The organism is Streptomyces sp. NPDC034099, assembly GCF_055575415.1.
This window is the reverse complement of record NZ_JBVISR010000027.1, coordinates 15,365-35,108: the sequence shown is the minus strand read 5'-3', so window position 1 is coordinate 35,108 and position 19,744 is coordinate 15,365. Positions and strand designations below refer to the sequence as shown.

Here is a 19,744-nt window from a genome sequence, read left to right as displayed (position 1 = left end):
GGGAAAGGGGCGATTGGTTTGGGGGGAAGGGACCTTGGTAGGGCGCTTTCCGGAGGGGGGGGTTGGGGGTCCGGCACGAACCGCCCGCGTCGGGGTGCCTTTCGGGGACGCCCCCCCGGCCGCGGGCGGGAGCGTTGCCCGGTTCGGGACGACGCCGGAAAAGGAGGTCACGTCGCCGCCGACGACGGCGACGTGCTGACGGTCAGACGCCGCCGTTCTCCCAGTGATGCGTCGCCGTGGTCGCGGTGACACCGTTGGCGTAGACGAGTGCGACGCGGTGGTTGTACTGCACGGTGTACATCTTCTTCCCGCCGATGACGACCGCGCCGCTGGACGGGAAGTAGTCGTCGGTGGCCGAGGCGTCCTGGGTGGCCACGTACGCCTGTTCGGCCGGGATGGAGTACATGCTCAGCGGGGCCTGGGTGGAGGCGCCGAGACCGGCCGGGTACTCGGCCTTGTCAGGATAGCTGGAGCCGTAGAGCGCCACCGGTGCGCTCCCCGAGGGCTTGATGATCTTCACTCCGTACTGGATACGGGTGTTGGTGCCGCCCGGGTTGTGGAACCACACCTTCGCCCCGCTGAACCAGATGGCGGTCCAGTCGTCCTGGACATCCGCCACCACGAACTGCTGACCGGCCTGCGCCGTGCTGCCCCAGTCGTTCACCCGGTCGGTTCCCGCGGCCGTGCCGTGGATCGCCTGGTCGCCGAAGAGCGGGGCGGTCTCGCTGGGGGCGGTGCGCAGGTAGACGAAGTTGGCCTGCTGCTGTCGCTCGGTGCAGGCGGGCGTCTGCCCGGTGGGGTCGTCGGAGGGGCACACCTGGAAGGTCTGCACGTTGTCCGTGAAGGAGGGCGTGATCGCCACGACCTCACCCGGCTCGGGCACCTCGGGCAGCCCGCCGACCGGCGCCCCGAGCAGGCTCATGAAGTGGTTCCAGTCCCACGCGTAGCCGGGGTCCCAGTGCATGCCCGCGACCAGCGAGGAGTTCGGCCCGGCAACGTTGTCATGGCCGATGACATGCTGCCGGTCCAGCGGTACGCCGAAGCGCGCGGCCAGGTACTTCACCAGGTCGGCCGTGGCCTGGTACTGCGACTCCGTGTACCAGGCGGCGCCGTGGGCGGCGTAGCCCTCGTGCTCGATCCCGATGGAGTGCAGGTTGGTCGAGTAGTTGCCGGCGTGGAAGGCGATGTCCTTGGTCGGGACCATCTGGGTGACCGCACCGGACGACGACATGACGTAATGCGTCGAGGCGGGGTTGGTGGGGTTGGCCAGGCCCGCGACACCGGCGTCGTACGTGGACTCCAGGTCGTGGATGACGATGGTGTCGACGCGGATGCCGTTCGTGGGGCGGTCGGCCACCTGGCGGCCGACCGGAGAGCCGGCGACGAAGGTGCAGTCGACCGTCGTGGGGCATTCGGTAGCGGCCGCCGTGGATGCCGTCTTCAGGTGCAGGGCGTCGATCTGCCGCTGGTCGGGAGTGACCGAGGGGCTGGCGGCCAGGCGCAGGCGCTGGCCGTCCTGGGTCGTGGCGGAGGCACCGCCGCGCACCGTGCGGAAGACACGGTCGGCGAAACTCGCCGCTGCCTTCTCCTGCTTGGCCTGGCTGTAGCGGGCCACGGCCCCGTACCACTCGGCGGGGTCCGCGGGTGTTCCGCCGACCAGCTCCCGCTCGTACGAGGCCAGCAGTGCGGCGCCGCCCCGGATGTTCGCGGCGTCGTCCTCGCGCAGGTCCCGCGCGGACAGGCCGGTCAGCTCCGCGGCCTGGTCCAGCGTGTGCAGGGCGGGGTCGGCGGCAAGCGTGTCAAGGTCGGCTCGGCCGGCGGCACCGGCACCGCCGCCGGCCAGCATGGCGGGGGTGACGTCGGTGAGATTCATCGGCCCGTAACCGCCGTCGGTGCTCGGCAGGCCGCCGTGTCCGTCCCACGCCGATTCCTGGTGGGACAGAGCGAGCAGCACGGCGGGCGGGATGTGGTATTCGTCCGCCGCGGCGAGCAGTGCCTCCTGGCGTTGCCCCGAGGCGTCACTCGCCGTGTCGGCCTGGGCAGCGCCCGACATGGCCAACAGGCCACCCGCGACGAGTGCGCCCACCGTGACCCCGACGGGCAGAGCGATTGCCCTTCGGGACTTGTGCACCTTGTGCAAGGGGATGCTCCTTATGAGGAAGTAACGGGCACCGAGGCGTGCCGGAATGCGGCCGTGGAAGGCCGTCGGCGCAAGGCGACTCGATGCGGGGATGACTATAGGACGATGTTGCTTGTAGGTGCCACGAGAGCCTGCTCGGTTCAACAGAGTGTGTCGTGACCTGCTCATGGCAGCACTGTTCGACGTCTGGTGGCTACGGTCGGACGCCGAAGGGGCCGAGCTCGCCGAAGTCGATGCGCAGCGACTCGAGCATCACCATGGCGTTGTCGACGGTGAAGACGTCGGCGGCCGCGAGGACACCGGTGTACTTCGCGGCGACCGGCGCCGCCGCCGTCGTGGCCACGGCGTCGAGGTACGTCTTGAAGATGGCCCAGGAGTTGCCCGTCGGTCCGTATTTCTCGTAGAAGGGGGCCGGATCGACCGACGCCTCGGCGGCACGAGTGCTGGCGAGCAGGTCGGCGACGTACTGCTGCTGCGTCGTCGCGTCGGCGCGGACGCCGAGCCGGCCGAGGTGACCACCCACCAGAGTCCGCCAGGGGTAGTCCATGACGATGTCGTGTGCCTTGATCCAGGCGGGGATGTCCTGGGACGCGGCGAGGCCCTTGAAGGGCGCCCAGCCCGGGAAGAGCACGTCGACGACCATGAGTGTGGCGTAGTCCGGCGCGTAGACGAAGATGTTGTCGGGGGAGTGGTTCGGCCCGTGGTAGGCCAGTTCGAGGCGCTCGCCGCCGACTCGGAGGACGTAGCGGTCGTCGAACGTGACCGTCGGCGCGGGACGGTTGGGGTCGGCTTCGATACGCAGCAGCCGACGCGTCTCGGTGTGGCCGACGCGTACGACGTGTTTGCCGAACAGGGACGCCGCACCGATGTGGTCCGCGTGCGAGTGCGAGTACACGAGGTGTGTGACGCGTGAGGGCTTGCCGTTGGCGCGGGTGACCTCCTGAATGGCGCGCAGCAGGTTGTGCCCGAGCGTGGGCGGGGCGTCGACGAGGACGACACTCTCACGCGTCGTGAGGAACATCGCTTGGTAGTAGGTGTCGGTGACCCAGTACAGGGAAGGTTCGGTGCGTCGCCGGCCGCGGCGGTGCCCGGGAAGCTTCCGAGCAGTGAGGCGACGGTCGGGACCGCGGCGGCGACCGTCGCGCGCTTGAGCAGCGTCCGACGGGATGTGTCTGAACCCGTGGGCTCAGCAGTCATGTCATGTCCTCATGAGCGTGGAGGTGAGTGGTGGCGGCGTGGTGCTGGGCTGCGGGTCGTGTTCGTCAGGAGGAACGGAACTCGACGACGACGCGATAACTGGCGGGCTCCGACGTGATGTGGAGTGCGGGGTCCTCGAACAGGCGCTTGAGCGCGGCGTGCCAGTCCGGATTGCCCGTGGCCTCGTCGAGTGCGGTGCCCGAGGACCACTCGGCGATGTGAACGAAGCGCGTCTCGGGGGCGTCGGCCAGGGGGCGGTGCAGCCGGGAACGGATGAAACCGGGCTGCGTCGACATGATCCGGGCGTTCTCCTGGTACGCCTCGGTGAAGTAATCGGCCTCCTCCGCAGGCACCGTGTAGGTCTTGATCAGGACGACCGGGTCGGAGGTGTGCGTCTTCGATTTCAGTGAGTCAGTCATGCTCATTCCGACAAGCGGCGGCTGGCCCCTGTGACGAGAGATCGAATCCTTTAAGAGTGGTTTACCTTGCCGGGCATCCGAAGGGTGGTGCGTCTCGACGACGTCGTCGGGCGATCGATGGACTGGGGTGCATAAGCTGTCACAACCACTGCGCCGTCACGGTCTAGATGGTGACCAACACCGCGACCCCGTCGGCCTGTTGAGGACGGTGGAGTGACGGCGTGTCACGTCGCCCGGCCGGAACAATGTGTAGGAGAACAGTGTCAGTCATATGCGCCGCCCGAGGTGGACGGTGACCACGTCAGTCGAGATCTCCGGACTCACGGTGCGATACGGCGGGGTGACGGCCGTGCAGGACTTCACCCTCTCCCACTCCAGTGGTGGCGTGATCGGATTGATCGGCCCCAACGGTGCCGGAAAGACGACGCTGTTGAACGCCCTCTCCGGATTGACACCTCCGACGTCCGGCACCGTTCGCGTGAACGGCCGCGACCTCACCGGGGTCGGCCCGACGCGTACCGCCCGCCTGGGTGTCACCAGGACCTTCCAGAACCTTCAGATCTTCGGCTCCCTGACCGTGCTGCAGAACGTCATGCTGCCGCGCACTGCTCGAAGTCTGCACCTCTCCCTCGGCCACGTCCTGGGCCTGGCCACTTCCAGGAACCGGGTCGAGGCCGAGCGCCGCACGGCCCTCGGACTGCTCGAAAGGGTGGGGCTCGGGCTCTACGCGGACCGTTCGGCGGGAAGCCTGGCCTACGGACTCCAGCGCCGGGTGGAGATCGCGAGGGCCCTGGCGGGAGCCCCCGCGCTGCTGCTCCTGGACGAACCTCTCGCGGGCCTCGCGCGCGCGGAGAGCGTCGATCTGACGGCACTGTTCACCGACATCGCGGCGGAAGGTGTGACCGTAGTGATGGTCGAGCACGATGTCGCCGGCGTCTTCGCCGTGTCGGACCGGGTGTTGGTCCTGGACCATGGCCGGCTGCTGGCGGACGGCACATCCGAGCGGATCGCCGCCGACCCCGTGGTGCGCGCCGCATACCTGGGCGAGGAGACGTGAGCGAACTGCTGCGGGCCACCGGGCTGGTGTCCGGATACGGCCGGATCGAGGCGCTGCACGGAGTGGATCTCTCGGTGGGAGCCGGGCAGGCCGTCACCGTGATCGGACCCAACGGCGCCGGCAAGTCCACGCTGCTGCGCACGCTGGCGGGCCTGTCCCGTGCATGGCGGGGAACCATCGAGTTCGACGGCGCGGACGTGACCCGCTGGTCGGCGGAGCAGCGGGCGCGATCGGGGCTGGTGCTCGTTCCCGAGGGCCGTCACGTGTTCGCCGGGCTCACTGTCGAGGAGAACCTCCGGCTGGGCGGCTACGCGGCGGGACGCGCCGCCGCCGGGCCGGACGCGGTCTACGACCTCTTTCCCGCGCTCGTCGCCCGCCGACGGCAGCCCGCGGGCACGCTGTCGGGCGGTGAACAGCAGATGGTGGCCATCGGCCGGGGCCTGATGAGCCGCCCGAAGCTGCTGCTGCTCGACGAGCCGTCGCTGGGGCTCGCCCCGCAGCCGGTCCGGCTGGTGACCGACGCCCTCGTGGAACTGGCCGGGCGCGGCACGACGCTGGTCCTGGTCGAGCAGAGCGCGAGCGTCGCCTTCCGGGTGGCGCAGCGCGGACACCTCATGGAGCGGGGAGAACTCGTGGCATCGGGACCGGTCGGTCAACTGAGCGACGACCCCAGGGTCGTCCGCGCCTACTTGGGAGGGCCCGTCGGATGAACGTCCCCGCGTCGCAGTCACTCAGGATCGGAATTCGGTAGCCCCGCATGTCGCAGTTCTTCGACTTCACACTCTCCGGGCTCGGAGCCGGCACCACCTACGCACTGGTCGGGCTGGGAGTCGCCCTGGTGTACCAAGTCACCGGCGTGATCAACTTCGCGCAGGGCGACTTCGTCATGCTCGGCGGGCTGGGATGCGCGGTGTTGTCCGAGGCGGGCGCACCCCTGTGGGTGGCGGCCCCGACCGCTGTCGCTGCCACCGCCGCCGTCGGTGCCCTGCTGGATCTCGTCGTCGTCCGACGCGCACGGGACGCCGACAGCGAACGGCTGATCATCCTGACGATCGGCGCCTCGGTCACCCTTGAGGGCGCGGCGCTCCTCGCGTTCGGACCGGACTCCCACTTCGTCCCGTCCTTCTCCGAGGGCAAGGCGTTCGACGTGTTCGGCGCCCATGTGGTCCGGCAGTACGTCTGGTGCGGGGTGGCCACCGGGGTGGCGGTCCTGCTGATGTGGCTTTTCCTCACCAGAACCCTGTGGGGTACCGCGATGCGCGCCACGGCCATGGAATCCGAGACGGTCCGTCTCGTCGGCGTCTCGCCGGCCCGGATGAGCCTGCTGGCGTTCACCCTGGCCGCGGCGTTGGGCGCTCTGGCCGGAGTGTTCCTGGCTCCGCTCCAGCCGCCGGACGCGTCGGTGGGCATCCCCTTCGGCCTCAAGGGCTTCACCGCGGCGGTCATCGGCGGACTCGTCTCTCCGGTGGGCGCCGTGGTCGGCGGGCTGCTGGTCGGACTGGTGGAGGCGTACGCCACCGGATATCTCAGCAGCGAGTACAAGGACACGCTCACCTACGGACTGCTGCTCATGGTGCTGTTGCTCCGGCCCACGGGGCTGCTGCGCAGGGCGTCGGTGGTGCGGGTATGAACGCGTCGCGCCGGGCTCACGCCCTGTTGGGTTCTCGTGCCACCGGGTACGCCGCCTTCGTCGTCCTGCTGCTCGCGGTGCCCGCCGTCTTCACACGGGTGCCCTTCTACACGATGTCGGTCGCGGTGCTGATGTGTCTGCAGGCCACGGCGGCCCTGGGCCTCGTCCCCCTGGTCGGCCGTGCCGGCCAGATCTCCCTCGGGCAGGCCTCCTTCTTCGCCATCGGCGGATACACCTCCGCGATCCTCACGGGCAGATGGCACGTCAACGCCCTGCTCGCGTTGACCGCCGGGGTCGCGCTGGCCATGGCCGTGGCGTACGTCGTGGGGCTGTTCATCTTCCGGGCGCAGGGCCAGTACCTGGCGCTGGCGACCCTGTCCTTCGGCCTGGTGGTCAGCTCGCTGGCCAATCAACTGCCGCTGACCGGTGCCTCGAACGGCCTCTCGGGGATTCCGTCGCTGGCGCCGTTCGGTGTGGAGCTGGACACCGACCTGTCGGTCTACTACCTCGTGGCCGGCGTGCTGCTGGTCTCCGTGCTGTCCGTGGACGCGCTGCTGCGGTCCCCCGCAGGCGACGCGTTGACCGCGCTGGGTGACAGCCCCGTGGCGACGGAGGCTGCCGGAGTGTCGGCCGCCGCCCTGCGCCGGGGCGCGTTGGCGCTCGCGGCCGGGCTCGCCGCGATCGCGGGCGGTCTGTACGCCCATTGGTCGTCCTTCATGGACTCCGGTCAGGCAGGTCTCCTCAACTCCGTGCAACTGCTCGTCATCGCCTCGGTCGGTGGACTGCGCACCCCGTGGGGCGCGCCGCTCGGTGCGCTGGTGATCATCACGTTCTCCGAGGCGTCCAAGGACTTGATCCCGAAGGTGTTCCCGTCCGCTACCGGGAATTTCGACATCATCGTCTACGGGATCGCGTTGATAGCCGTGCTGCTGTTCCTGCCCAGAGGGGTGGGCGGCGTGTCGGCGGTCCGCACAGAGCGGTCGGTTCGGAAGCGGCAGGACCCTCCTGCCGCCGCCACGACGGCTCGTACTCAGGAAAGAGAGACACAGTGATCCGGACAGGTACCTCGTTGGCGCTGACCGGCGCGATCCTCGTCGGCGCCTTGGGGCTCACCGGCTGTGCCGCGTCGGAGAAGGACGACGGGACGGGCGGGCAGCCGAAGGGAGGAGACATCGCGATCGGCGCCAGCCTGGAATTGTCGGGGCCCACACAGAGCATCGGTACGGCGTACAAGAAGGCCCTCGAACTGCAGGTGGACTCGATCAACGAGCAGGGAGGAGTGCTGGGCGGATGCAAGCTCAGGCTGATCGTCAAGGACAACCAGACGAAACCCGCGCAGAACATCACCAACGTCAACGACCTGATCAACAACGATCACGTCGTGGCAGTGATCACGGGGGGTTGCTCGGCGTGCACCGTCCCGGTCACCAGCATCGTGGAGAAGCGCAAGGTGCCGCTGATCTCGCTGGCCTCGGCCACGGCGATCACCGACCCCGTGGCGGAACGTCAGTACACCTTCAAGATCTCGCCCAACCCCGCTCAGGACGCCGAAGTGCTGCTGGCCGATCTGAAGAAGAAGGGGGTGAAGAGTGTCGGCCTGCTCAATGTCGACAACCCCTACGGGCAGGAGGGCCGGGCCGCGGTGCTGGCCCAGGCGAAGAAGGCCGGCATCGAGGTCACCGGCACGCAGCAGTTCGGCCAGGAGGACAAGGACATGAGTGTCCAGGCGAAACGCCTGGTCGACGACCGTCCCGAGGCCGTGGTCGTCTGGGCGGTCATGCCGGCTGCCGGGATCATCGCCAAGAACCTTCGGGACGCGGAATTCGACGGAGGCGTCTATCTGGATGCCGGCGCCGGTGCGGAACTCTTCGTCAAGGGCGCCCAGGGAGCCGCGGAGGGCGTCCACATGGTCTTCCCCCGCGTCCTGGCGATCGGTGACGTCACCTCGGGCAGCGAGAGCGTCCACAACCAGAAGCAGTGGGTGGAGCGGTACACCGACACGTACCGGGACTACTCCGGGTTCGCGTCCTTCGGGGCGGACGCCGCCCTGATGCTGCGCAACGCCATCGCCGAGTCGGGCAGCACGGACGGACCCGAGCTGCGCGACACGATCGAGACGATCGGCTTCGACGGAGTGTCCGGCCCGATCCGGAACTCGGCGAAGGAGCACTCCGGTCTCCAGCCCGAGTCGCTCGGCGTGCTGGTGGTACGCGACGGCGACTGGCATCTGGCGAACTGACGGGCGGCTGAGGGACACCCGTGTTTTTCGGCCTTCCTGGCGCAGGCGCGGCGACGACGCCGGATGACGGGCAGACGAAGAGTCATGATGGAGACACAACGTCGGCACAGGGAACCCACTCAGCGGGAATCGCGTGCGCGAGGAACCATGGCGATCTGGCGGTGGGCCAGGTGGGCGGCACTCTTCCTCGCCGTCGGCTGGGCGCTGAACTCGGTCGTCAAGCTGATCGAGGGTGCGCAGGGGCGCGAGCTGTGGTGGCCGTTGCTCAGTACCGTCATCTGGGCAGCGGTGACCGTGAACGGCTTCGCGACCTACCGTCGCATCAGGACCACGACCCTGCCGGCCATCACCGGCCGGCCGGCGGCGTGACTGCCGTCCCAGGGGACTGACACTTCCGCGCCTCATTCGGGGGCGGGGCCTCGCGCCGGCCTGTCGTCCGTGCCCCGCCGGGCTTCCGGGAGGCCGCCCGGACGCGTTGTGCGTTCGCCGTACGCAGCGGCCGGGGAGTGCGCACCGGCCTCCGACGGGGTCACGACCAGGATCTCGTCCATGGAATTCCAGGCACGTCGTTCCGCTTTGCCGGGAGCGAGGCGTACGTCGACCTCCCGGCGCGGAGTGCACGCATCGTGCGCTCGGTACCCGATCGCACACTCCCCGAGCCTGAGGGCGGATGCCACCACGGTGGCGAAGGACGCCACCCGCCCGGAGAGCACGTAGTACGAGGCCGGGCGCAGGGCCAGGGCGCCGCCTCGTGCGGCGAAGAGCTCCTCGAACACAGCGGCCATGCCGGTGTTCTGCGCGATCCGGGTCATGACCAGAGAAGTCAGCTCGCCGCGCACCACAGCGTCCCCCTCCGGACCCAGCGGGGCCAGTGCCAGGCTGCGGTGGTCGGTCAGTTCGGCGACGACGGGCAGGGCCCGGCCGCTCTCCTCCTCGACGGCCCTCAGGGTCAGTAGCGTGAGCAGGAGCTGGTCGTCGGGTCGGGCCCGGTGCGGCCCCGCGTCCGGTCCGAGCGCGATGACAGTGTCGTAGCCGAACAGGTCGAGTGCGCGAAGGGTGTCGGGTCGGGTCGGCTCCCCGACCCGGTACGACACGGCGACCCGTTCGTCGTCAGTGGGGCCCGAGGCCCCCGCGGTCACCGATCCGTCGTCGGAACCGGTGACGACGTGCAGGAGTGAGCCCGGTTGTGCGGTGCGGCGGAGCAAGCCCACGACCAGTGGAGCGCGACGGTTCCACCCCAGCAGCAACGTCTTCGAGCAGGACCGCTGTCGGTCGCGCGGGCCCGCCATGACGCTGAGATCCACAGCGGTGCCCTCCCGCTCCGGAACGGGCGGACGGTCGTCCCGCGCGACGACGATCAAACGGTCCCCGGGACCGCATCGCGCGCTGGACGCCGGAGTGAGCAGGGCACGGCCGTCGGCCGCCAGATATCCGACGGCACAGGCGTCCTCGTACCGCAGCGAAATCTCGGCGAACGTCAGTCCCAGGGCGTCCGGTGCGTGGACCACGTGGAACTCGGCGCCGGTGAGATCGAGAAGGTCCCTCAACGCCCGCACCAGGCCGGGCTGCCGGGCGGCCTGGACGAGCAGCCGCGCCGTGGTGGACTCGACGTCCAGGACGACGCCCCGCGTTCCGGCAGCGAGCCGGGCCGCGGTCAGGAACCGCTCGTCGCGCACGGCGGCCACCACCGGCGGGTCCGCCCCGGCGCCGTGCAGCGCTCGCAGGGCCAACAGCACCCTGACCACTTCCGCGTCGGCGGCGTCCTCGTCGCCCGGCAGCACCAGGACGCAGTGCGCCGCGGCGGGAGTGAGCAGCGCGAGGGCAGCGGGGTCGGTCGGCTCGCCCGTACGGCAGACGACGCGTACTCCGCGAGTCACCACCCCCAGCGCCGTGTTCAGGTCCGAGGCCATCACGGCGGAGTCGCGATCGGCCAGCACCGCGACGGCCCCCCGCACCCTGCCGACCTGGCTGAGGACCATCTCGCCCACAACGGTGAACACCTGGTCGGACCAGCCGAGCACCACCGCGTGCCCCTTCTCCAGCACCCTGGACCGGCCCCGGCGCAGTTTCTCCAAGCGGTCACCAAGCCCGGTCGTGATCACACCCACCAGGGTGGAGACACACAGCAGAGCAATCAGTCCGAGAAGCACCGACAGGAGCATCCGGAGCGGCGCGCCGGTCACCCCGCCGAGGCGGAGGGTCTCGGCGCTCGTACGCCATACCGCGACCAGGCGTTCCGAGAGGGAGCGGGGTGCCCGCGGATCGGTCCACACCAGGAGCGGGCTGACGGGAACGACGATCGCCAGACAGCAGGCGGCCAGCCAGCCGAGCAATGCCCCGGTGCTTCGGGCCAGTGTCCGGTCGAAGACATATCGCGCTCGGTGCCGCCATGAAACCGGACGCCGACGCCCCATCACCTGTACCCCCTACCGCCCCGCGCACCACGTGAGCCATCAGCGGAAGAGTGCTGATGCGAGAGCCGCGACACACCGTGCCACGGCGATGTTCACCCGTTGGGGAACGGCACGGCGGGATACGGCTCCGGGCAGCGTTGCCCGGAGCCGTATCCCGCGTCCTGCCGGGGTGACGTCGGGTCAGCGGAGACCGAAGGCCCGGGTGACCGTCTGGTGGACCGTGTTGCCGACGGTGTCCCGCGCGCCGGCCCGCACCGTGACGAACTTCGCCCCGCGCGGGGCGTCGAGGCGGAACCCGCCGCCCCCGGCGCGGTCGGCGCGGTGCCAGGTGCGACCGTCGTCGTAGGACAGCTCCAGCGTGGCCGCGCCGAGGTGGCCGACGTGCGCGGCGCCGGGCAGGTGCGCGGCCGTCACGGTCACCGTGGCGTGCCGCTTGGCGCGGCCGTCACCGTCGAGTTCGACGCGGTAGTCGAGCTGTACGAGCGGCAGAACCGTCTTGGCCTCCGGGTCGGCGGCGGCACCCGAGACGAAGTTCCACTGGGTCCGGGTCGCCGACGAGTACGGCGTGAACGGCGCCTCGCGCTCACCGGTGACGACGAGCCGGTAGGGCAGCTTCCCGGGGCCCGGAGCCCTGCCTTCGACGAGCGAGAAGACGCCCTCGCCGAGGGTCGTGCCGCCCTGGGACAGGGTCATGTGCTGCGTGGTCGCACCGCTGTCGTCCTGGCTGAGGCCGATGTGGTCCCGGCTGGCCCAGGCGGGGACGTCGATGGCCATCGAGTCACCGATGCGCAGGGGCGAACGGTACGCGTCGTTGAGGTGAGGGCGTTCGATGGGCCCGAACCACTGCTCCGGCTGGCGGCTACCGGGCCGGTAGGCCGTCTTGGCGCCGATCTCGTAGACCACGCCCCCCGCGTACGCCTCCTGGTTCCAGCGGTAGTCCCCGGTCGAGACCCAGTCGGTACGGGCGCCGCTGACGGGCTCGGGCTGGGGGCCGCCGAAGGTCCAGCCGCTGCCCGGGACCCAGTCGTAGCGGAACTCCCCGCCGGACCCGTCGGGCAGCGGGCTGTCGAAGGCCACGTCGACCCGGGCCAGGGAGCGGGAGTCCGCCCGGGTGGTCATCCGGGCCGGGATCTCGTTGTGCCAGCTCGACAGGATGTCGTACACGTAGGGGCTGACCGGTTGGGAGGTCACGGTGACCCGCGCACCGCGGACCTTCGCCTGGGCGGCGAGCTTCTCGCCCTCGTCGGTGCTCAGCAGCGCGACGTCGAGGGCCACGGGCGGCCCGAAGGGTTCGCCGTAGCCGCGCAGGGCACGGCCGTCCTCGTTGTTGACCACCAGAAGCAGTTCGGCCCCCGCGGTCATGGCGTTGGCCGCCTGGACGGCGTCGGCGACGTCATCGTTGCGGCGTACCACCACGGCCTTGCCACGAGCGTCGATCCGGGCGTAGTCGGCGTCGGCGCCGTCGCCCGCGAAGACCAACGGCAGTTATCGCGTGCCCGTCGGCAGTGCCGTGACGCCGTCCTGGCGCAGGACGTCCGTGAAGTCGCTGGTTCGGGTGGACACCGTCAGCGCGGGCTGCTCCTTGCGCCAGCGGGCGTTGACGAGGAAGTCGCCCTCGGTCACCTTGTGGGTGCTCGGCTGCGCCCACAGGCTGTCGTAGGCGGTCTGGGTCTCCAAGCCCGTCCGGTAGGTCATGCCTCCCATGGAGCGCTGGTAGTCCAGCCGCTGGTAGGTCGCCTCGGTCCGCTGGGGCACCGTCGTCTCGATGCGCTCGATCCGGCTCGCGTCGAACGTGACCGTGGTGTCCTCAACCAGCCGGATCTCGGGTTCGCCGAGCAGCGCCATGCCCCACGAGTGGGGACCGTGGACGCCGGGGACGGTCTTGAAGGCGAGGGCCGAGTAGATGCTCTCCGGCAGGTACAGCTCGGTCGTGCCGCTGTCGCCCACGAGAACGGGCAGGGACTCGGAGTCCCCGGACCTCAGGAGGTCGAACACGCCCGGCATGGGGTTGCCGTCCGCGTCCCTGAAGCGCACCGTCAGCTTGTGCCGGACCGGGCCCAGGGACACCGCGGTGTGCGCCACGCTCCGCGCGTCGGCGTCCGTCGCGAGGATCTGGCCGCTGTAGGTGCGGCCACCTGCCGAGCCCGATCCGTCGATCGTCAGCGTGACATCGGCGGTGCCCTGCGCCGGCACGGTGACCCGGGAGGCCGACAGCCGGAACATCCCCTCGGGCGCGTGCGTCGCGGCGACCGACAGATTCAGAGTGACGGCGGCGCCGGTGGTGTTGGTGTACGTCACCGGGTGCGGCTCGGGGCCCGTGGAGCCGCCCGAGGCGTAGGCCGTCGCCGAGGCGTACACCCCGGCGCGCACCGCTGCGTCGACGTCCACCCGGCCGCTGCCGGCCTGGAACGCGTCGTACTGCGGGGTACGGCGCGAACTGCTGGCGAGGACGTCCTTGAGGGCGCTGCCCGTGAGGTCGGGACGTGCGGCGGCGAGCAGAGCGGCGGCGCCGGCGACGTGCGGCGTGGCCATAGAGGTACCGCTCAGGCTCTGGTACGCGCCGTTGCCGCCTGCGGCGAAGGAGGAGTTGGCGGCGAGGATGCCGACTCCGGGGGCGGTGATCTCCGGCTTCAGCGCGCCGTCGACCCGGGGGCCCTGACTGGAGAACGGGGCCACGGTGTCGGTGGAGTCCACCGCGCCCACGGTCAGCGCGGAGGCGGCCACACCAGGGGCGCCGATCGTGCCGGCCTCGCCCGCGTTGCCCGCCGCGACGACGAACAGCGCGCCGGTCTGGGCGCTGAGCCGGTCCACGGCCTGACTCATGGGATCGCTGCCGTCCGACTGCTCACTGGAGCCCAGGCTCATGTTGACGATCTTCGCGTGGCGTTCGACGGTGGCCCACTCCATGGCGGCCAGCGTCCAGGAGATCTGCCCGCGCCCGGAGTTGTCCAGCACCTTGCCGATGCTCAGCCGCGCTCCGGGTGCGACCCCCTTCTCCTTGCCGTCGGAGGCAGCACCGGTGCCGGCGATGATGGACGCCACGTGGGTGCCGTGCCCGTCGCGGTCGTCGGTGTTCTCGTCGGGTACGAAGCTCTGCCGCGCCGCTATCCGGTCGGCGAGGTCCGGGTGCCCGGCGTCGACGCCGGTGTCGAGAACGGCGACCTCCACGCCCTGGCCGGTGTTGCCGCCGTCCCAGGCCTTCGCGGCGCCGATCTGCGCGGTGCTCTCGGCGAGGTCGGCTCGACCGGGGCGTCGAGCCAGATGTGTGCGACGCCACCGCGGAAGGCGGCGTCGGTGCGTGAATCGCCGACGCCGTCGCCGACCGCGTTCTCCCCGGTGACGGAGCGCCAGAACTCCGCGGCCCGCGCCCGGTCGGCGCTCAGCGCGGCGCCCTGGACACTGGCGAGGTCGCGCACCTTGCGGGCGCCGTCGGGGACCGCGGCCGTACGGTGCGCAGCCACGTTCCGGTACGACACGATCAGTGGGAGCCGCTCGCGAGAAGCGTCGTCGTAGCCGTTCTCGATCAGGTCGGTGACGTTGAACAGTTCACGGTCGAGGCTGCCCTCGGCGACGAAGGGCAACGCGGACTCCGGGTACACGAACAGGTCACCGTCCGCCTCGGTGAGACGCGATCGCGCGGGCTTTCCGTCGGCGTCCCGCACGGTGACAGTCCCACCGGCTCCGCCCGAGTTCTGACGGGTGGTCACCACGTCTCCGGTGATCAGTGTCACAGTGTGTTGGCCGATAGGAACGCCGGTGGGGGAGGGCGCCTGGTGCGCGGCGAGTGCGGGTGCGGAGCCGGGCCGTGCCACGGCCCGTGTGCTGAACGGTCCCGTGAACACAAGCACCGAGGCGGCGGCAACTGCCGCAACGCTCCAGCATCTTGGGTGTCGCTTCAAGTGTCTGTGTCTCCTGCGGTCGTGCCGGACGGGGACGATCGACCCCTAGCACTTCAAAGCTCACCGAACGAACGGTCGGCCACTCCGAAGCGCGGTGAGCATACGACCACTGCGTACAGGGTGTGAAGAATGCGGTCTCAAAACGTGGACCGCCGGGCCGGCGGACTCAGGCACGCAGCGGGGCACACGCGACGGTCGCGATCGATGTCACGATCACCTGCCACCGAAACGGCTGCCCCACCACGGCGTCGGGGCCCGCGATCCCGCCAGAATCAGCGCGCCCCTGCCGGAACCGGATCAGGAGAGGTAGTTCTCGACCTGCGAAGTCGGCCGAACTTGCGCATCGTCGGGGTCCTGACCTGCGGATGCACGCGCTCTGCGCTGTCGGAGCAGGTCCCAGCAGCGGTCCAGCTCCGCCTCCAGACGGGCCAGACGGGCGTGCTCGGTCGACTCGTCGATCGCCTGCTCGGAGAGTTGTTCCCGGAGGTCCTTCTCCTGACTGATCATTTCGTTGATGCGACCGAGGATCTGTCCCTCGGCCTCGGCTTCGGAGCCGGTCATGATTCTCCTTAGACGATGGGGTGTTGTTGTGGGTGGAGCCGACGGGTCCGTCGGTGGTACTCCGCCATGGTGATCCTGGTGGTCGAGTCCGTGCATCAGCAATGTGACCGCGCCCACCAGGCAGGACTGGCCGCGGACGGGGGTTGACGGTGCGGCTCAGACAGTGTGAGGAAGTCCAGAACGGGTGTGCTGAACGAGTGGCCCGGCTGATGCTGGTGACACACCGTGTCAGACTGGTGGCCGACGAGGCGGTCCAGGACGCGGACTGTTGCGTTCACGGACCACGAGCGAGTCGTAGGCACCATCACCCCCTTGGTGATCCGAAGAAGCAGGAGAGCGATGCGTACTGGGAAAGCGACGGATCTGGCTCGGTTCCTTTCCGACCTCGAGGCGTACGCGGAGCTGGCCGAGGTCGACTTCAACGCCCGAGCCGTCGAACAGGTGGTCGACGTTTTTGCGGAGCAGTTCGCCACTGGAACCATCACGGTCCGCACGACGACACACGAAGCGTCCGTCCGCGGTGTGAACTTCCGTTACATGCACCCCGAGTTGTCCCATGATCCCGTCGAGATCGCCCGGGCACACGGACTCCTTCCCGAAGCCGAGCCCTCGGTGCTGTCGTTGCTCTCGGAGGTGACCGGGAAGGTGCCCCTGTGGTGGGGGCTGGACGCGTCGGTGGGACACGGCGTACAGAAGGTCTGGGCGTTCTTCGAACAGCCTCTGGAGTTCGGCGACATCGCTTCGCTCGAAAACGCCCCTCATTCTCTGCGTGAGCACCGTGAGCGTTTCGGCGAGGCTCGCATCGACAGATTCGCGATCATGGGATTCGATTTCCGCAACAATACGACGAACCTTTACTCCGAAATGGTCCGTCCTGGCTACTTCGCTCAGGAGGATGTAGCCAGCATGATCCGGGACATGGGGTCTCACCCGGCGGACGACGAGGAAGTCGGGCGCTGCCGGGAAGCGATCAACGTCTACTACACGTTTGACTGGAACTCCCCGCGGGCCCGCAGGCTGTGCTTCGCCGTCCCTTCGAGGGAAGGGAATTTCCCCTCCCACGTGCACCCGCTCGCCGCCCGGTTCGCCGCCGAGGCTCCGGTTCTGACGGAGCGAAAGCAACTGATCTTCAACCCCACCTTCGGTGCCCATGGCAAGTATCTGAAGCTGGAGGCGGACTACACCGGTGACGCAGCGTCCCGGGTGTTCGGCTACTGGAACCGCTGACCTGCCGGCCGTGCCCGGTAGCCGCCCTCCCTTCCGGAAGGCGCGGCAACCAGGCACGGCCGCCGGGGCGGGACTAGCGCTGCCCTGCGGCCCACTCGTCGAAGTGGGTCTCCGCGATGCGGGCGTCGGCGCCGGGGAGCAGATCCGACTCCTGGAGTGCGGCGCCCCAGTAGCGGCCGTTCGGGTCCGTCACGACCGTACGGGTGTCCTCCCGCACGGCGAGGCCCTTGCGGATGAAGTCCTCCAGCTGGAACACGTCGGGGCCCGCGACCTCGACGATGCCGTTGACGGGCGAACCGACGGCCGTGCGGCCCACGGCCGCGGCCACGTCGCCCGAGAAGATGGGCTGGATCTTGATGGGGGCGACGGTCACGGTGTCACCCTCCGTCGCCGAGTCCGCCAGGGTCTTCGCGAACTCGAAGAACTGCGTGGCGTGCACGATCGAGTACGGAATCCCGGAGCTCTTGATCATCTCCTCTTGGGCCTGCTTGGCCTGGAAGTAGCCGCTCTCCTGAAGACGGTCGGTCCCCACGACGGAGAGCGCCACGTGGTGGGCGACACCGGCCTCTGCCTCGGCCTTCAGGAGGTTGGTCGTCGAAACGCGGAAGAACTCCTTGACCGCGTCGTCCGCGAACGACGGAGAGTTCGACACGTCGACGACGACCGAGGCGCCTCGCAGCACCTCCGCCAGGCCCTCGCCCGTCATCGTGTTGACACCGGTGTTCGGGGAGGCCGGGACCGCCTCGTGCCCGTGCTCGCCGAGCCTGGCGACGACCTGCGAGCCGATGAGCCCGGTGCCGCCGATTACTACAACCTTCATCGGAACGCCTTTCGCGGGGTTCTCTCGGGGCGGCGCCCACGGCCGCGACCGAGCTGTCTTCACCTAACCAATGACCGAATAGGAGCGCCACCTGTGACGGAGGGGACGAGGCGGGGGAGAGGCGGGATGTTTTCCCCACATGGCTCCCTCTTTCCTCCATGTGCGGGTTCCTCCACCAGGGAATGACTGCGGAATGACTGTCGACCCGCTCAGTCGGCCCGATCGCCTCCGGCGGCGGCGTAGGTTCGGCCATGAAGTACCACGACGTCTGAACGAGGCCCTTGTTCGGCTGCTCGTCTCGGGAAGGAAACGTGGAAGTGATGTCTGCCAAGAGGGATGAGGATGACAACACCGGGGACGAGCGGGGCCGTGTGCATGCCTCCGTGTCAGCTCATGAGTCACCCGCCGGACCCCAGGGTCGGCCCGAGGACACCTTCGCACGGCAGCGGCCGCGACTGCTCGGGATCGCGTACGGAATGCTCGGGAGCGTCACCCAGGCCGAGGGCGTCGTGCGCTATGTCCGGCTGCGCTGGCAGGCCACCGACCACGCGCTGGTCGCCGATCCACGGGCCTACCTGATCGGGGCGACCACCCGGTTGTCGATCAGCCTCGCGCAGTGCGCGCGGTCGCGGCGCGAGTCCTACATCGGTCCCTGGCTGCCCGAGCCCCTGGACACCGGCGATGACGCGGGGACCGGCGCCGTGCGCTCGGGGCCGGTCGAGTTCGGCGTCCTGCTCATGCTGGAGCGGCTGGACCTCGCGGAACGAGCGGCCTACGTGCTGCGGGACAGGCTGGCCTCCCCCTACCCCGAGATCGCCGCCGTCCTCGGTGTCGACGAGACCCATGCCCGACACCTGGTGCACAGTGCGCGACAGTGCCTGGCCACGGGCCGCGGCGCGGACCCGGAAGGGCGCGAAGACACCGCCGGCCGGCCGCACGCGGGCGACGATGCCGAGGATTACGAGGCCGCATGACCGGGCCGAAGGAGTCGGCGCCGTCCTCCCGTGCGAGGGTGCGCGACGCGGTGAACGCGCCCGTCCGGGGACCCGGCATCACCTGTCCACACTGATGTGACATGGTGTGCGCAGGTATGAGTGAGGAGAGGGTGTTCGTCCATGGGCGGAGAATTCGCGGAACCGGAGCCCCAGATGGTTCTGTCCCCGTTGACCAGTGCGGCGATCTTCCTCGTCGTCACGATCGACAGCGGCGGGGAGGACACCGTCCGGGACCTGCTGTCGGACGTCGCCTCGCTGGAACGGGCCGTCGGGTTCCGCGCGCAGCCCGAGGGCAGGCTGAGCTGTGTCACCGGCATCGGTTCCGAGGCCTGGGACCGCCTGTTCTCGGGGGCGCGTCCAGCTCTGCTGCACCCCTTCCAGGAACTGGACGGACCGGTGCACCGGGCCGTCGCCACCCCCGGCGACCTGCTCTTCCACATCAGGGCCGCTCGGCTGGACCTGTGCTTCGCACTCGCCACCGAGATCATGGGCCGCCTGCGCGGAGCGGTCACCCCCCAGGACGAGGTGCACGGCTTCAAGTACTTCGACGAACGCGACATGCTCGGTTTCGTCGACGGCACGGAGAACCCGACGGGAGCCGCGGCACGCCGGGCCGTCCTCGTCGGTGACGAGGACCCGGCCTTCGCGGGCGGGAGCTACGTCGTCGTGCAGAAGTACCTGCACGACCTCGACGCGTGGCAGGGGCTCTCCGTCGAGGCCCAGGAGCGGGCGATCGGCCGCCGCAAGACGACCGGCGTGGAGCTGTCCGACGACGTCAAGCCCGCCGACTCCCACGTGGCTCTCACCAGTGTCACCGGCCCTGACGGCAGCGATCTGGAGATCCTGCGGGACAACATGCCCTTCGGGTCGGTGGGCCGCGAGGAGTTCGGCACGTACTTCATCGGCTACGCCCGAACCCCCGAGGTGACGGAGACGATGCTGGAGCGGATGTTCCTGGGCACCGCGTCGGCACCGCACGACCGCATCCTGGACTTCTCCACCGCCGTCACCGGCTCGCTGTTCTTCACACCGGCGGCGGACTTCCTGGAGGACCTTCCCGCTCGGCCCTGAGCACCCAGCGGCGAGGCGTGCCGCGGACCCCGTGACCGGGCCGTACCCGGCTGCCGGCGTGAGCCGGCAAGGCCG

18 protein-coding genes are annotated in these 19,744 nt (G+C 69.6%); 9 read left to right on the top strand and 9 right to left on the bottom strand.

The window, feature by feature from the left end:
* Nucleotides 1-202: 202 nt before the first annotated feature.
* From ACZ56V_RS38485 to ACZ56V_RS38475, 3 genes are all read right to left on the bottom strand, one after another.
* Nucleotides 203-2,131 (bottom strand): N-acetylmuramoyl-L-alanine amidase, encoded by a 1,929-nt coding sequence (locus ACZ56V_RS38485; RefSeq protein WP_468948421.1) that lies wholly within the window; start codon nucleotides 2,129-2,131, stop codon nucleotides 203-205.
* 202 nt (nucleotides 2,132-2,333) lie between these two features.
* On the bottom strand, nucleotides 2,334-3,161 hold the full coding sequence (locus ACZ56V_RS38480) for an MBL fold metallo-hydrolase (RefSeq protein ID WP_468948407.1): 828 nt from the start codon (nucleotides 3,159-3,161) through the stop codon (nucleotides 2,334-2,336).
* A gap of 241 nt (nucleotides 3,162-3,402) precedes the next feature.
* Nucleotides 3,403-3,756, bottom strand: coding sequence for an antibiotic biosynthesis monooxygenase family protein (locus ACZ56V_RS38475; RefSeq protein WP_006131816.1), 354 nt, complete (start codon nucleotides 3,754-3,756; stop codon nucleotides 3,403-3,405).
* A gap of 292 nt (nucleotides 3,757-4,048) precedes the next feature.
* On the opposite strand from ACZ56V_RS38475, the gene ACZ56V_RS38470 reads away from it, so the two are divergent.
* From ACZ56V_RS38470 to ACZ56V_RS38445, 6 genes are all read left to right on the top strand, one after another.
* Nucleotides 4,049-4,813, top strand: coding sequence for an ABC transporter ATP-binding protein (locus ACZ56V_RS38470; protein ID WP_468948405.1), 765 nt, complete (start codon nucleotides 4,049-4,051; stop codon nucleotides 4,811-4,813).
* Nucleotides 4,810-5,523 (top strand): ABC transporter ATP-binding protein, encoded by a 714-nt coding sequence (locus ACZ56V_RS38465; RefSeq protein ID WP_386656692.1) that lies wholly within the window; start codon nucleotides 4,810-4,812, stop codon nucleotides 5,521-5,523. The genes ACZ56V_RS38470 and ACZ56V_RS38465 overlap by 4 nt, the downstream gene beginning before the upstream one ends.
* A gap of 47 nt (nucleotides 5,524-5,570) precedes the next feature.
* Nucleotides 5,571-6,443, top strand: coding sequence for a branched-chain amino acid ABC transporter permease (locus tag ACZ56V_RS38460; protein ID WP_468948403.1), 873 nt, complete (start codon nucleotides 5,571-5,573; stop codon nucleotides 6,441-6,443).
* A complete protein-coding gene (locus ACZ56V_RS38455; protein WP_468948401.1) occupies nucleotides 6,440-7,495 on the top strand; it encodes a branched-chain amino acid ABC transporter permease in 1,056 nt (351 codons plus the stop codon). The genes ACZ56V_RS38460 and ACZ56V_RS38455 overlap by 4 nt, the downstream gene beginning before the upstream one ends.
* Nucleotides 7,492-8,682, top strand: a complete 1,191-nt coding sequence (locus ACZ56V_RS38450; RefSeq protein WP_468948399.1) for an ABC transporter substrate-binding protein — start codon at nucleotides 7,492-7,494, stop codon at nucleotides 8,680-8,682. Before ACZ56V_RS38455 ends, ACZ56V_RS38450 begins: the two co-directional genes overlap by 4 nt.
* A gap of 147 nt (nucleotides 8,683-8,829) precedes the next feature.
* Complete coding sequence (locus ACZ56V_RS38445; RefSeq protein WP_364685772.1) at nucleotides 8,830-9,051, top strand: hypothetical protein; 222 nt, start codon at nucleotides 8,830-8,832, stop codon at nucleotides 9,049-9,051.
* A gap of 32 nt (nucleotides 9,052-9,083) precedes the next feature.
* Here ACZ56V_RS38445 and ACZ56V_RS38440 read toward each other — a convergent pair whose 3' ends face one another.
* The 5 genes from ACZ56V_RS38440 to ACZ56V_RS38420 form a co-directional block, all read right to left on the bottom strand.
* Entirely contained in the window at nucleotides 9,084-11,096 is a 2,013-nt protein-coding gene (locus ACZ56V_RS38440) for a CASTOR/POLLUX-related putative ion channel (RefSeq protein WP_468948397.1), read from the bottom strand.
* A gap of 180 nt (nucleotides 11,097-11,276) precedes the next feature.
* The gene (locus ACZ56V_RS38435; RefSeq protein WP_468948395.1) at nucleotides 11,277-12,575 is read right to left on the bottom strand and encodes a PA domain-containing protein; all 1,299 of its coding nucleotides are present in this window, start codon (nucleotides 12,573-12,575) and stop codon (nucleotides 11,277-11,279) included.
* A gap of 6 nt (nucleotides 12,576-12,581) precedes the next feature.
* Nucleotides 12,582-14,264 (bottom strand): S8 family serine peptidase, encoded by a 1,683-nt coding sequence (locus ACZ56V_RS38430; protein WP_468948393.1) that lies wholly within the window; start codon nucleotides 14,262-14,264, stop codon nucleotides 12,582-12,584.
* Nucleotides 14,201-14,803, bottom strand: a complete 603-nt coding sequence (locus ACZ56V_RS38425) for a hypothetical protein (RefSeq protein WP_468948391.1) — start codon at nucleotides 14,801-14,803, stop codon at nucleotides 14,201-14,203. The genes ACZ56V_RS38430 and ACZ56V_RS38425 overlap by 64 nt, the downstream gene beginning before the upstream one ends.
* 489 nt (nucleotides 14,804-15,292) lie before the next feature.
* Nucleotides 15,293-15,556 (bottom strand): DUF2630 family protein, encoded by a 264-nt coding sequence (locus ACZ56V_RS38420; protein ID WP_468948389.1) that lies wholly within the window; start codon nucleotides 15,554-15,556, stop codon nucleotides 15,293-15,295.
* Nucleotides 15,557-15,895: 339 nt separating this feature from the next.
* Between ACZ56V_RS38420 and ACZ56V_RS38415 the strand changes: the two genes are divergently transcribed.
* Entirely contained in the window at nucleotides 15,896-16,783 is an 888-nt protein-coding gene (locus ACZ56V_RS38415) for an aromatic prenyltransferase (RefSeq protein ID WP_468948387.1), read from the top strand.
* Between the two features lie 73 nt (nucleotides 16,784-16,856).
* Here the strand turns inward: ACZ56V_RS38415 and ACZ56V_RS38410 are convergent, their stop codons facing one another.
* Nucleotides 16,857-17,603, bottom strand: a complete 747-nt coding sequence (locus ACZ56V_RS38410; protein ID WP_006131803.1) for an SDR family oxidoreductase — start codon at nucleotides 17,601-17,603, stop codon at nucleotides 16,857-16,859.
* Nucleotides 17,604-17,986: 383 nt separating this feature from the next.
* Between ACZ56V_RS38410 and ACZ56V_RS38405 the strand changes: the two genes are divergently transcribed.
* Nucleotides 17,987-18,577 carry a sigma factor-like helix-turn-helix DNA-binding protein gene (locus ACZ56V_RS38405; protein ID WP_468948385.1) on the top strand — a complete coding sequence of 197 codons (591 nt, stop codon included), beginning with the start codon at nucleotides 17,987-17,989 and terminating at the stop codon, nucleotides 18,575-18,577.
* Between the two features lie 141 nt (nucleotides 18,578-18,718).
* Nucleotides 18,719-19,669 carry a Dyp-type peroxidase gene (locus ACZ56V_RS38400; RefSeq protein WP_468948383.1) on the top strand — a complete coding sequence of 317 codons (951 nt, stop codon included), beginning with the start codon at nucleotides 18,719-18,721 and terminating at the stop codon, nucleotides 19,667-19,669.
* The last annotated feature ends 75 nt before the right edge of the window (nucleotides 19,670-19,744 follow it).